This is a genomic window from Methylobacter arcticus, from assembly GCF_050917435.1.
Classification (GTDB): domain Bacteria; phylum Pseudomonadota; class Gammaproteobacteria; order Methylococcales; family Methylomonadaceae; genus Methylobacter_A; species Methylobacter_A titanis.
The window spans coordinates 1,211,499-1,224,662 of record NZ_CP159583.1; the positions used below are offsets into that span (position 1 = coordinate 1,211,499).

The following is a 13,164-nucleotide window of genomic DNA, read 5'->3' on the forward strand; positions in this document are numbered from 1 at the left end:
GGTCGAATAAATACTTGTTTTCCATTGCCTCATAGGCCGGTGATGCTATCGGATCTGAGTGCCTCCCCCGGTTTTGCATGCTCTCAACTAATGAGAAGTTACCCAAAAACGAGCTACAACCTTCGCAACTATGTTGAGCTTGCCATGCAATATGTTAATCAACCATTTCCACTCTGATAGGAATACCTGAAAGTGTTGATAAAGGTTTCTCTTCTACATATTGAGGCATAGGTTCAGGCATCATATCACCTTCGGTTTTAGGGCCTCTGATAGAAGTTAGCAATGCTTTTAACGGATGTCTTAACATGTCTTCAACTGCCGTCGCTTCATAGCCACAATGAGCCATACAGCTTGCGCATTTAGGATTATTTACGTTACCGTATTTGTCCCATGGCGTGGTATCCAGGAGCTCTTTGAAGCTTGCCGCATTACCTTCATCTGCCAGTAAATAACAGGGTTTTTGCCAGCCAAAAACATTGCGCGTAGGATTGCCCCAAGGCGTGCATTCGTAGTTTTGATTTCCGGCCAAAAAATCAAGATAAAGCGATGAATGATTTAATTGCCATTTGCGATTTGCGATTTTTGCCTATTCTAAAAATGCCCCTGAATAAATCTTTAACATCTTTACCCTTAATAAATACATCTTGTTGTGGCGCCCGCTCATAACTAAATCCAGGAGCAATAGTTATACCTTCCACACCCAATTCCGTCGCGTAATCCAGAAAATTAGCTACTTCTTGAGCATTTTCTATAGTGGACCCCATTGTCCAGGCAAATAATGCCTTAATTTAAGATAGAGGCCTGTTCACACTCCAGCTGAATGGCGCTGTCCCAATTTTTTGATACGGGAACTGATATTTCTGCCGCTCCGTATTTATCCACGATCATTGCACCGCCACCCCTAGCTGTTTGGTAAACCACACTGGGTGTTTCATAGCCCAATGATTGATGACGCCGCTCTTCATTATAAAACATGAAGTAGTCGGTCAATCCCATCAGCAAGCTCTGTACACTGTCATGCTGCTTCAAATAGACTTCTTCATATTTCACCGTTCTCCAGAGCCGCTCGACAAAAATATTGTCCAGTGCGCGACCACGCCCATAACCTACACGGATGTGGGGAATGCAGATATTGCAGGAGCAAATATCTGTCCATGCTGATCGTGATGCCGCTGTTGAGCAGCACGCCAGTAAAAGCATCGCTGGTGAATTGCGATCCCTGGTCACTATTGAAGATCTCAGGCATCCCGTAGGCCTTGATGGCTTCTTCCAAACAGTCGACACAGAATCCCGCATCCATGGTGTTCGACAACCGTCAGGAAAGTATTTTGCGGCTATACCAGTCGATGATTGCCACCAAATAAACGAAGCCGCGCGGTAGCCGGATATAAGTAATATCAGTGCTCCATACTTGATTGGGGCGAATGATGTCGATGCCCCTTAACAGATAGGGATAAATCTTATGTTGCGGATGCGGCTTACCGGTATTGGGGCCAGGGGTCATCCCAGCCAGGCCTAGCGTTTGCATCAAGCGCTGAACTCGTTTGCGATTAACCCTGTGCCCAAGTCCGCATAAGTATTTCGTCATACGCCGTGAGCCATAAAAGGGGTGCCGCGTATACTCTTCATCGAGCAACTGCAACAACAGGCATTCATCTTCATCAACGGCTTTCAGTAAACGCTTTTTATGGGCATAGACGACCGAGCGCGTAACCTGGAGCAGCTTGCATTGCAGGGATAGCGCCAGTGTATTATCCGGTGCTATCCACGATTGCCGCTCATCTATAGGCTGAGTCCAGACTTTTTTTTAAGCCAGTCCAATTCCATGTTCAATTGCCCGATTTTGGCATACAGCCGATCCGGATCGCTCTGTGCATCGGTAGGCTTCGGTCCCCGCTTACCATCAAACAGGCTGCCTGCCTGCATTGTCCATCAATTCCTTTTTCCATTGACTAACCTGAGTCGGATGGACGTTGTTATCCTGGGCAATCTCATTGATGGTCTTTATGCCTCGAACCGCTTCCAAGGCGATCTTGGCTTTTTGCGCCCCTGTATAAATCTTCCGTTTGCTTTCGCTCATTTCCTGCTTCTCATTTATCGACAGAGCATAGCTTAAACTATTGTCCGGTTTTCGGGGTCCACTATACATCAATCCTCTTTTTTAATAACAAGGCATTTGTACATAAATACACAAATTTTTTGCGTGCAATAATACCCGCAACAATTTACGGCATTTCTTTATGAATAAGCGGTTCACCACCTGGAATTGAAACCATGGGCGCATTACATTCATCAACAGCCTGCATACATTCTTCGAATGATAAACGTTCCTAATTACCCATAAAGAACAGCCAATGTTACAAGAATGTCTATACTGACAGTATCTACCATACGGATGGGATAACGTCATGAAAAACAAAGTTCAATTTCAAAAAGGCTATAGCCTGGGCGAGTTCATGAAAAATTATGGGAGTGAAGGGCAATGCCGAAAAGCCTTGTTTCAGTGGCGCTGGCCTCAAGGCTATGTTTGCCCTGAATGCGGTGGGCAAAGCTACTGCTCCCTGAAAACACGAGTGGTTTATCAGTGCAATCACTGCCACCATCAACATTCCCTCATTAGTGGCACCATTTTTTCTGCGACGAAACTCCCGTTAACAACTTGGTTTCTCGCGATCCACTTGACCACACAAGCAAAAACTGGCGTTTCTGCCCTTTCACTGCGCCGTCAATTAGGTGTTTCATACAATACCGCCTGGAGCATCAAACAGAAGCTGATGCAAGTAATGAAGGAGCGTGATGATAGTAAGCCGTTATCCGGCGTCATCCAACTGGATGACGTGTATTGGGGCGGCGAACATCGGGGAGGCAAGCGTGGACGGGGTTCACCCAACAAAACACCTTTTGTGGCGGCTGTGTCGGTCAACGAAAAAGGACATCCTATTGCCATGAACATGACTGTGGTCAACGGGTTCCGCTCCAAAGAAATCACTCGTTGGGCGAAGCGCCATCTTAGCACCGATAGTCACGTGGTCTCGGACGGACTGGCCTGTTTTGCCGCTGTTACCAAGGCAGGATGCCAGCATACCAGCATCGTAACCGGTGGAGGCCCTGAATGTGTCTCGCTGGAACCCTTCACTTGGGTCAATACGATGATAGGTAATGTCAAAAGGTCGATTGACGGGACTTATCACGCTATCAATCATAAACACCTTCCGCGCTATTTGGCAGAATTTTGTTATCGCTTCAATCGGCGATTTGTCCTTGAGGATATGCTGCCCCGCCTATGTTACGTTGCAGTCAGAACACCACCTATGCCTATGCGGCTACTGAAGATGGCTGAGGATTATGGGTAATCAGGTAAACGTTTGTCGAGAATATCATCAGGATAATCGATTTTACCACAGCCCGCACAAGCTAAGTTGCAACGAAACAATGGTTCCAGCATCAGCACTAAAGGGTATTTTTTAACCCCTTTTAGCTTTTGTTTAATTAGATAACTGATGTTACGCAGCCAGTAATTTTTGCAACTCTTCATAAGCTATCTGGTTCGCTTTGATAAACAGCTTAGTTCTTAGCGCAAAATGATTGGCCTTGTGTTTTATCTTCAGACATTCCAGCTTGAACACCGCATAGATCGACATGAAGACATGGTTGTTCTGGGTAGTGACCGTACGGGTTGGTGACTTTGCCAACCCCGCATTGGATTTTAATGACTTGTGGAACTCCTCAACTTTCCACCGTTTTTGGTAGATCGTGGCGGCTTGTTCGCCATTGCACGCTAAATCACTGCACACCAGATTCAATAGGCCGATGCTGCCGTCTTTGTTTGTAAAGACCCGACGGACGAAAAGCACCTCATGAGGAAAACCTTTCATCCAACCGCGCACCGCCTGCTGATCCGCCAATTCCAGCTGACTGATCCGTACAAAACGGCCTTCTTTCTTGTCGTCTTCTGTTAAAGCCACCAAGCGGTTATCCTTTAGGGCGCTGATGAAGTGCTTGTCTTTTTTCAGGATGAACTCAAAGTTTTCCTTGCTGGCAAACCAACTGTCCGTCAACACATAGCGGAACTTGATGGCATTCGCCACACTGGTCGCTATCATCTCCCGCATCAGCTCATTTTTGGTGAACTCACTGGCCCGCTTGACCTTGCGGGTCTTCACATCACTGAACTGGTAAGGCTTGCGCACCACTTCAAAGGCGACGGGAATTGAAACTTCCCCACTATAGTATAGGGCGTTCAGCAAATTGATTCCTTTGACCGAACGCCCTTTGCAGTGATCAAAGTGCCAGCACATGATTTCGTTCTCATCCGTCCAGGCCTTCTCCTGAATGGTATCGTCAAATATCAGGCAACCATCTTCCTGTTCTATCTGGCGTACTGTCGCTTTAACTTGCCCCCACAGGTCTTTGGAGGTAAATGCTTTCGATGCCAGAAAACGCGTCATCTGGTCATGGCTTATATCCCCTTCCATCATTGCCGACAATCCGGTCGCCGTCGCAAACCCGTTATTGCAGATCAGGTAGTCTGTGTATAATTCTAGTTTTATTTTTTCCATCCCGAAATAATACGCTTTTTGAAGGGTGGGTGCGTAACATCAGTTAGATAACTGCCTACCGCTAACTGCTGACGTAAAGGAACACCCACAAGCAAACCCTCCAAAATTGTTATAACTGTTAATGGTCAGTTATATTGACCATCCTGTAGCCACATACATGATGTGGAATAATAAGTTGTTGTAGTAATAAAACAACAGTAAAGCGCTGCTTAAATAAATAGTATCTGCCAAGATTATTTAGTCTTGGCGTTAAATTATTTAAACAGAAAAGATATATAATACAACCACTTATCTATTATTTACTAGAATACTATCTTTTAACTAGCGACTCCAGTTTTTACGCTAAATTATCTATATTACAGGTATATTGCATGCAGTTTTTTTGTGAGTTGTACAAATGCAACGTAAGGTAACTTCGCATTAGCCACAGGTAGCCGCAGCCCGAATCAAATCAGGTAACTGTGGAATGTTGTTTGCGCCCAGCAGTCTGTCCTTAAGATAAGAGAGCATGCAAAACCGGGGAGGCCTTATTGGTGCTTTATCTAACCTGTCGCAAAACATTTGTTTTTTTGTCTCCTCATAGAGCGATGATATAACCGGCTCTGACTGCCTCCATCCCCCGGTTTTTCATGCTCTCCACCTTTGCGCCTCGCTTTCTTTCGTGCCTACGCATCAAGCATATCGTTACCTCTATGGCCTGCAAGGCTCAATACCAGGCTCGTGGCTAGCGATTACCTGGGCGGGATTCACACCCGCTAGTTTATACAGCATTGCCAGGCCGCAACGGGCTTACAACCACATAGTAGTTGACTAAATTACTCAGGTATTCTATAGTCAATACAGGACTAAATCAGTCCTGTATTTACATGCATAAAAACTTGGTGAATAGTGATGGCGATTACATTGACGGAAAATGCCGCGAAAAAAATTCAGGCACGGTTTGTGAAGAACGGCAAAGAGGGGATGGGCTTGCGCGTGGGCGTAAAAAAAGTCGGCTGCTCCGGCTTTGCGTACACATTCGACTATGCGGACGAAGTGTGTGCTGGCGACCAAGTGTTCGAGTCGCATGATGTAATGCTAATGGTTGATGCGGTCAGCCTGCCATTTCTCGACGGTTCACACATTGACTTCGTCAAGGAAGGATTCAGCGAGACCTTAAAGGTCGACAATCCCAATGCCGAGAGCGAGTGTGGCTGCGGCGAAAGCTTCAACCTGAAAAATAACTGACACTTCGCCATGAATGGTCACTCAGTGGCCACTGGGGACGCGCAGAAATATCGCTTAGATTGGATTTTTTGGTTTTCAAAGAGGTTTAAAAGCATATTTTTGCTTAGAAGACATTGAGGTAATTATAATGAGTGCAGTACTGCAAAACTTGGTCAATCAGCCCTACAAGCATGGGTTCATCACCGACATCGAATCGGAGGTCGCGCCGAAGGGTCTCAATGAAGACATTATTCGGATGATTTCGAGCAAGAAAAAAGAGCCCGAGTGGCTGCTCGAATTTCGCCTCAAGTCCTACCAGGCATGGCTCAAGATGACGGAGCCCGAGTGGCAAAATTGTCACCACCCGAAGATTGATTATCAGGCGATCAGCTACTACGCCGCGCCCAAGATCAAAGCCAAGTTAAACAGTATCGATGAGGTTGATCCTGAATTGCTGCGTACCTTCGAGAAGCTTGGTGTACCGTTGCATGAGCGCATGGCGCTGGCGGGCGTTGCGGTCGATGTGATTTTTGACAGCGTTTCGGTAGCGACCACCTACAAACACAAGCTGGCCGAAGTCGGCGTCATTTTTTGCTCAATGTCGGAAGCGGTGCTGGAGCATCCGGAGTTAGTAAAGAAGTATCTTGGCACCGTGGTACCAACTGGCGATAACTTTTACGCCGCGCTCAACTCTGCGGTATTTACCGACGGCTCGTTTTGCTTTATTCCAAAAGGCGTCAAGTGCCCGATGGATTTGTCGACCTATTTCCGCATCAACACCGAAGAGTCAGGGCAATTCGAGCGCACGTTAATTATCGCCGAGGAAGGTGCCTCGGTATCCTACCTGGAAGGCTGTACCGCGCCGGCGTTCAGTACCAATCAGCTGCATGCGGCGGTGGTTGAACTGGTCGCCCTCGATAATGCCGACATCAAGTATTCAACGGTGCAGAACTGGTATGCAGGCGACGAAAACGGCGTGGGTGGTATTTACAATTTCGTGACCAAACGCGGCCTGGCTAAAGGCGTCAACTCGCGTATTTCGTGGACGCAGGTTGAGACCGGTGCGGCGATTACCTGGAAGTATCCATCGGTGGTTTTGCTGGGCGACAACTCGGTCGGTGAATTTTATTCGGTTGCCGTCACTAACAACTATCAGCAAGCCGACACCGGTACCAAAATGATTCATATTGGCAAAAATACGCGTAGCACGATAGTCAGCAAAGGTATTTCCGCAGGTAAGTCGAACAACAGCTACCGTGGGTTGGTCAAGATTGCGGCCAACGCCACGGGTGCGCGCAATTATTCACAATGCGATTCGATGCTGATTGGCGAAGAGTGCGGTGCCAACACCTTCCCTTATATCCAGGTACTCAACAACAGCGCCCAGGTTGAGCACGAAGCGTCAACCTCGAAGATCGGTGAAGACCAGATGTTCTACTTTGCTCAGCGCGGTGTCGATGCTGAGGCAGCGGTATCTATGATCATTAATGGCTTTTGCAAAGACGTATTTCAACAATTACCTCTGGAGTTTGCGGTCGAGGCGACCAATCTCCTCAGCTTTAAACTCGAAGGAAGTGTCGGATGATTTACCCAGACAGTAAAGTATTATTGGAAGTGCGCGGACTATGTGCAACCGTGAATGGTATCGATATACTAAAGGACCTTGACTTCACGGTCAGGAGCGGTGAAGTCCACGCCATCATGGGCCTGAACGGTTCTGGCAAGAGCACCTTCGCCAAGGTACTGGCGGGCCACCCAGCCTATGAAGTTACGAGTGGCACCGTGCTGTTCGAAGGCCAGGATCTGTTGGCGCTGAAACCCGAAGATCGTGCGTTAGCCGGTTTTTTTATGGCCTTTCAGTATCCGATCGAGGTGCCCGGCGTCGGCAACAGCCAGTTTTTGCGCCTTACTTACAACACGCTTCAAAAACAACGCGGCAACGAAGAGCTTGACCCGCTTGAGTTTGATGACTTCGTGCGCGAAAAGATGAAATTGCTGGAAATGAGTCCCGATTTTCTTGGCCGCAGCGTCAACGAAGGTTTCTCCGGTGGTGAAAAGAAGCGCAACGAAATATTACAGATGGCGCTGCTGGAGCCTCGTCTGGCGATTCTTGATGAGACCGATTCCGGTCTTGATATCGACGCACTCAGAATCGTTGCCCATGGCGTTAACCAGCTCACCACCCAAGACAATGCGATGGTGATGGTGACGCACTATCAGCGTCTGTTGAACTATATCGTGCCCGATTACGTGCACGTGATGGATGCCGGCCGCATCATCAAGACCGGCGGCAAGGCGCTGGCTCTTGAGCTTGAGACGCGCGGCTACGACTGGGTCAGCACCGAGTATAAGACCGCTGCGAGTGTAGTCGCATGAGCGAAACCACTGCACCGACTCGGGTAATTGCCGGGAGTTTTCTTGAAAACCTGTTGGCAAAACAGCCGGAACTGGCGGCGAGCCAGTTGGCGTGGCTCACCGCACTTCGCGAAGAGGCAGTCAAGTGCGTCAGCACGCTGACACTGCCCACCCCGCGTGACGAGGAGTGGCGCTTCACCGACATTTCATTACTCAGCAACATGTCGTTCACTTCGGCACTCAGTGCAAGCTGCCTGGAAGCAGCCGATGTCGCTCACTTTTATATTGAAGAAGCGACCACCCGGCTGGTGTTTGTTGATGGGTTCTATGCGCCGCAGTTGTCCAGTACGAGTAAGCGAAGTGGCGTGGCGGTGTCCAACCTGTCGGCAGCGATGGCTACGCACGCAACGGCAATCGAGCCGCATCTCGGTCGGCACGCACCCTTTATCAACGATGCATTCGCTGCGCAAAACACTGCAACGCTGCACGATGCCGCAGTGGTCATCGTGCAGCGTGACGTAGCCGTGGCAGCGCCAGTCCATTTACTGTTTATTGCCACGCAAAAAGAGTTTGTCAGCACCCCGCGCTGTCTGGTGCTTGCCGAGGCTGGCAGCGCCGTGACAGTGATTGAGGATTATGTCGTGCTGTCCCAAGCACATTCGCAAGAAGAAGCCCATTTCACCAACGCCGTTACCGAAATCGTGCTGAAAGACAATGCACATGTGAATCACATTCGGGTTCAGCGCGAAGGCAGTAAAGCGTTTCATATTGCCAACTGCGCGGTGTCACTCGGGCGCGCCAGCAACTATCAGTCGGTGAGTGTCGCGCTGGGTGCGCGTATTTCACGCTATAACCTGCACGTGTTGCAAACGGCCGAGGGCGCCACCTGCACGCTCGACGGGCTGACGCTGATCTCTGGGCGACAACTGGCCGATACCCATACCTGTATCGACCACGCCAAGCCCCACGGCATCAGCCGCCAGTTGCACAAATGCATCGTCGGCGGCAGTGCGCATGCAGTGTTTAATGGCAAGGTTATGGTGCGCGAAGGTGCGCAGCGTACCGACGCAAAACAGTCCAACCGCAACCTGCTGTTGACCGCCAAGGCGCACATCGATACCAAGCCGCAACTGGAGATTTTTGCTTCCGACGTCAAGTGCACGCATGGCGCGACTATTGGCCAGCTTGACAGCGAGGAGGTGTTTTATCTGCAAAGCCGCGGGCTGACCGAGGCGGCGGCCCGTAACCTGTTGACCTATGCGTTCGGCGCCGAGGTTATCGACCGCATCCCCATCGCATCACTCAAGCACCAACTCGAGCAGACGGTGCTTGAACAAACAACAGGCCTGCCATGACCACTATTCAGACTGCGCGCAAAGCACAAGTGACGTCCGTATTCGACATCGAGCGGATTCGCGCCGATTTCCCGATCCTCAAGTTGCAGGTCAACGGTAAGCCGCTGGTGTATCTCGATAACGCTGCATCGAGTCAGATGCCGCAACAGGTCATCGATCGCCTGATGCGTTATCAGTCTACGCAGCACGCCAATATCAATCGTGCAGTGCATACACTATCGGAGATTGCGACCAACGAATTCGAGGAGGCGCGGCGCAAATTGCAGCATTTCATCCATGCGCGTGAAGAACGCGAAGTGATCTTTACCAGCGGCACCACCGATGCCATCAATCTGGTGATGCATGGTTATGGCCGCAAGTTCATCGGACGCGGCGACGAAATTATCCTGACCACGCTCGAGCACCATTCCAACATCGTGCCGTGGCAGATGCTGGCGGAAGAAAAAGGCGCGACGATTCGTGTGGTGCCGGTCAACGACGCTGGTGAGCTGGTGATTGACGACTATGAAAAGCTGTTCAACGAGCGCACCAAATTCGTCGGCGTGATGCATGTTTCCAACGCGCTGGGTACGATCAACCCGATCAAGCAGATGATCGCTTTTGCCCATGCACACGGGGTTCCGGTGCTGATCGACGGTGCACAGGCCGCGCCACACATGCCAGTCGACGTGCAGGATCTTGACTGTGATTTTTATGCGTTTTCGGGCCATAAACTGTGCGGTCCGACCGGCATCGGCATTCTTTACGGTAAAACGGCACTACTTGAGCGTATGCAGCCCTTCAAGGGCGGCGGCGACATGATCTTGTCGGTCACGTTTGAGAAGACCACCTACAACACGATCCCGCATAAATTTGAAGCTGGCACACCACCCATCGCAGCGGCGATTGGACTTGGCGCTGCAGTGGATTATCTGTCGGCAATCGGCATGGACGCTATTTACGCACACGAACGTTCCCTACTCCATTACGCCAGCGAGCAGATGGCCCGACTGCCGGGCGTGCGCATTATCGGCACCGCTGAACACAAGGCCGCAGTGCTGTCATTTGTAATCGACGGTGTGCACCCGCATGACATTGGGACACTGCTCAATGAGGAGGGTATCGCAGTGCGTACCGGACATCATTGTGCGCAGCCGGTGATGCAGCGCTTCAAGCTGCCTGCCACCTCGCGTGCCTCGTTTGCATTTTACAACAACATGGCAGAAGTCGACGCGCTGATCGTCGGCATCCGCACCGTACAGAAGGTGTTTTTATAATGGCCGATCCTAGAGCGTTATATCAAGAGGTCATCCTCGACCACAACAAGAAACCACGCAATTATGGCGTGCTCGAGCACCCTAGCCACCATGCGGCGGGGCACAATCCGCTGTGCGGTGATCATATCGAGGTGGCACTCAACCTCTGTGGCGAATGCATCGACGGCATCGCGTTTCAAGGTGCAGCGTGCGCGATCTGCAAGGCGTCGGCGTCGATGATGACGGTGGCCGTCAAGGATAAGACACGAGCTGAAGCGGAACTACTGATTCACGAATTTCTCGATATGGCGACCGGCAAGCTTGATTTGAGCGGCGATCACCACATCGGACGCCTGGTGGTGTTTGCCGGCATAGCCGACCTGCCGGTGCGCGTCAAATGCGCGATACTCCCGTGGCACACACTACAGGCCGCATTCAACGCAATTGATAACACGTCAACCGAGGCGGAACATGATCCGATGCACGTGATGATCGGTGATGCCTGAATATGAAAATAATTTTTTCTATAACGTACGCAAAGGTTCAGGGATTTCGTCGTTCCTGTATGCCTTATCTGTGTTTACTGTAATTTTAACATTGAGAGAATGCGATGCTAACAGCGAGTGACTTAAGAAGCTACATCATGGATGGCTTGTCTAGCGATTATGTGGAAGTGCAAGGTGATGACGGTCAGCATTTCGAGGCGGTGATCGTTAGCCCGAAATTCACCGGCAAAAACAGGGTGCAGCAACATCAATTAGTGTATCTGGCACTGGGCGAGCGTATGCGTACAGAAATTCACGCACTGTCGATACAAACCTTCACGCCTGAGGCGTGGATTAAAAGCAACAATTAAACTACTTTGGACAATGATTATGATGGATGCTCAGAAAAGAATTAACCAACAAGTAACGACCAACCCGGTTGTGCTGTACATGAAAGGTACGCCCCAGTTTCCGCAGTGCGGCTTCTCCGGCGCGGCGATCCAGATGCTCAAGGCATGCGGCGGGCCGAATCTGTTCACGGTGGACGTATTGGCTGACCCGGAAATCCGGGATGGCATCAAGTCCTACGCTAACTGGCCGACTATTCCGCAGCTTTATATCAAAGGCGAGCTTGTTGGCGGTTCCGACATCATGCGCGAGATGTTTGAGCAAGGCGAATTACAAAAATTGCTGCAAGCGGCACAGCTATAAGTTGCTACGTTTGGATGCGCTGTTATTTCCCTTAATAGGGGAAATTCGTATTCCAGACGCCAAAAATACGATCCTGTTTTTAGGAAATTGAAATGCCAAAAATTGTTGAAATCGAAGACACGCCCAATCCGAATGCGATGAAGTTCATACTCCATGAGCCGTTGACTTGGGGCATTACCCACTCATACGACAACGCTGAGCAAGCCAAGGACGATGTGCTGGCCTCCGCGCTGTTCGACATTGAACACGTAAGCAATGTGTTTTACGTTGATCGCTGGCTCACGGTCACTCAGGACGGCGGTACCGATTGGCCGGAGTTGAAGCGCCTGATTGCCGTACCCATACGTGCCGCTCCAGCGGCAGATGCGCAGTCGGCTACCACGGTTGCCGCAGCGAGCACGGTAATTGCTGAACTTAGTGGCGAGGATCAACAGCGCCTCGAGCAGATCAACGCGTTGCTCGACGAGCAGATACGCCCCGCTCTGCAAGGCGATGGCGGCGATTTGCACGTAGTGGATCTTGCTGGTAACTATCTCAGCATCCACTATCAAGGCGCTTGCGGCAGCTGTCCGAGCTCAATAGCGGGCACTCTTAAAAGTATTGAGAACCTGCTTCGGACGATTGAACCGGACATCGAAGTCGTGGCTGTGTAGGTTTTAAACGGCGGTTTAATCCCAGGCTGATTTTCAATGCCTGATTACGTTCATGGTGTGGCTGTACCGACAAAAAGTGCGCGGGAATCAAATGAGACTCGGCATAACACATGAAGAGGCAGGCGGCTTTATTCAACCACGAAGGGTCGCCTAAATATGAAAAATTATGCAAAATTTGACACCCATTGAATTGGCCGCATGGCTTGCGGATGAAGTACGAGAGCAGCCTGTATTACTCGACGTGCGTGAGGCATGGGAGTTTCAGGCCGGTCATATTGACGGATCCTTAACGATGCCGATGAATACCATTCCCGACAGACTGTCCGAACTGGATGCGCAACAGCCGATTATCTGCATTTGCCACCATGGCGTGCGCAGTATGCAGGTTGCGTTATTTTTAGAACGGAATGGTTTTACAGCTATTAGAAACCTGACCGGTGGCGTTCATACATGGGCGTTGCAAGTTGACAGCACGATACCTATCTATTGAATTGTAGACTAACTAACCTTCGGAGAATTACATGCGCAATCCCTGCAACCGCTTTTATAACCTTGCTGAATGTTTACAACAGGATGCTATCGGCTAAGCGGTGGAGCGACTGATG

At 50.0% G+C, this 13,164-nt stretch carries 12 protein-coding genes and 3 pseudogenes; 11 read left to right on the forward strand and 4 right to left on the reverse strand.

The genetic code is table 11. From position 1 onward, the window contains the following. Window positions 1-154 precede the first annotated feature (154 nt). From ABXJ76_RS05970 to ABXJ76_RS05980, 3 pseudogenes are all read right to left on the reverse strand, one after another. Window positions 155-749 (reverse strand): annotated as a pseudogene (locus tag ABXJ76_RS05970) (DUF3463 domain-containing protein); the annotation flags it as partial. Between the two features lie 34 nt (window positions 750-783). Beyond that, a pseudogene (locus ABXJ76_RS05975) lies at window positions 784-2,080 on the reverse strand (IS3 family transposase). 67 nt (window positions 2,081-2,147) lie between these two features. Next, a pseudogene (locus tag ABXJ76_RS05980) lies at window positions 2,148-2,330 on the reverse strand (adenosyl-hopene transferase HpnH); the annotation flags it as partial. A 78-nt stretch (window positions 2,331-2,408) separates the two neighbouring features. On the opposite strand from ABXJ76_RS05980, the gene ABXJ76_RS05985 reads away from it, so the two are divergent. After that, complete coding sequence (locus ABXJ76_RS05985) at window positions 2,409-3,353, forward strand: IS1595 family transposase (RefSeq protein WP_432740541.1); 945 nt, start codon at window positions 2,409-2,411, stop codon at window positions 3,351-3,353. Window positions 3,354-3,503: 150 nt separating this feature from the next. Here ABXJ76_RS05985 and ABXJ76_RS05990 read toward each other — a convergent pair whose 3' ends face one another. Continuing rightward, window positions 3,504-4,559: an IS701 family transposase gene (locus tag ABXJ76_RS05990; protein WP_432743289.1), complete on the reverse strand. Its 1,056-nt coding sequence runs from the start codon at window positions 4,557-4,559 to the stop codon at window positions 3,504-3,506. 891 nt (window positions 4,560-5,450) lie between these two features. Here ABXJ76_RS05990 and ABXJ76_RS05995 point away from each other — a divergent pair. From ABXJ76_RS05995 to ABXJ76_RS06040, 10 genes are all read left to right on the forward strand, one after another. Next, a complete protein-coding gene (locus ABXJ76_RS05995) occupies window positions 5,451-5,786 on the forward strand; it encodes a HesB/IscA family protein (protein ID WP_432745107.1) in 336 nt (111 codons plus the stop codon). Between the two features lie 127 nt (window positions 5,787-5,913). Beyond that, window positions 5,914-7,350: a Fe-S cluster assembly protein SufB gene (gene sufB / locus ABXJ76_RS06000; RefSeq protein WP_432745108.1), complete on the forward strand. Its 1,437-nt coding sequence runs from the start codon at window positions 5,914-5,916 to the stop codon at window positions 7,348-7,350. Then, on the forward strand, window positions 7,347-8,141 hold the full coding sequence (gene sufC / locus ABXJ76_RS06005) for a Fe-S cluster assembly ATPase SufC (protein ID WP_432745111.1): 795 nt from the start codon (window positions 7,347-7,349) through the stop codon (window positions 8,139-8,141). Before sufB ends, sufC begins: the two co-directional genes overlap by 4 nt. Further along, window positions 8,138-9,475 carry a Fe-S cluster assembly protein SufD gene (sufD, locus tag ABXJ76_RS06010; RefSeq protein ID WP_432745113.1) on the forward strand — a complete coding sequence of 446 codons (1,338 nt, stop codon included), beginning with the start codon at window positions 8,138-8,140 and terminating at the stop codon, window positions 9,473-9,475. Before sufC ends, sufD begins: the two co-directional genes overlap by 4 nt. After that, window positions 9,472-10,731 (forward strand): SufS family cysteine desulfurase, encoded by a 1,260-nt coding sequence (locus ABXJ76_RS06015; RefSeq protein WP_432745115.1) that lies wholly within the window; start codon window positions 9,472-9,474, stop codon window positions 10,729-10,731. The genes sufD and ABXJ76_RS06015 overlap by 4 nt, the downstream gene beginning before the upstream one ends. Further along, window positions 10,731-11,216, forward strand: a complete 486-nt coding sequence (gene sufU / locus ABXJ76_RS06020; RefSeq protein WP_432745117.1) for a Fe-S cluster assembly sulfur transfer protein SufU — start codon at window positions 10,731-10,733, stop codon at window positions 11,214-11,216. The genes ABXJ76_RS06015 and sufU overlap by 1 nt, the downstream gene beginning before the upstream one ends. Window positions 11,217-11,320: 104 nt before the next feature. Next, entirely contained in the window at window positions 11,321-11,566 is a 246-nt protein-coding gene (locus ABXJ76_RS06025) for a BolA family protein (RefSeq protein WP_432745119.1), read from the forward strand. 19 nt (window positions 11,567-11,585) lie between these two features. Then, window positions 11,586-11,906, forward strand: coding sequence for a Grx4 family monothiol glutaredoxin (gene grxD / locus ABXJ76_RS06030; RefSeq protein WP_432745121.1), 321 nt, complete (start codon window positions 11,586-11,588; stop codon window positions 11,904-11,906). A gap of 92 nt (window positions 11,907-11,998) precedes the next feature. Further along, window positions 11,999-12,559 carry a NifU family protein gene (locus tag ABXJ76_RS06035; protein WP_432745123.1) on the forward strand — a complete coding sequence of 187 codons (561 nt, stop codon included), beginning with the start codon at window positions 11,999-12,001 and terminating at the stop codon, window positions 12,557-12,559. A gap of 166 nt (window positions 12,560-12,725) precedes the next feature. Next, a complete protein-coding gene (locus ABXJ76_RS06040; RefSeq protein ID WP_432745126.1) occupies window positions 12,726-13,049 on the forward strand; it encodes a rhodanese-like domain-containing protein in 324 nt (107 codons plus the stop codon). Window positions 13,050-13,164 lie beyond the last annotated feature (115 nt).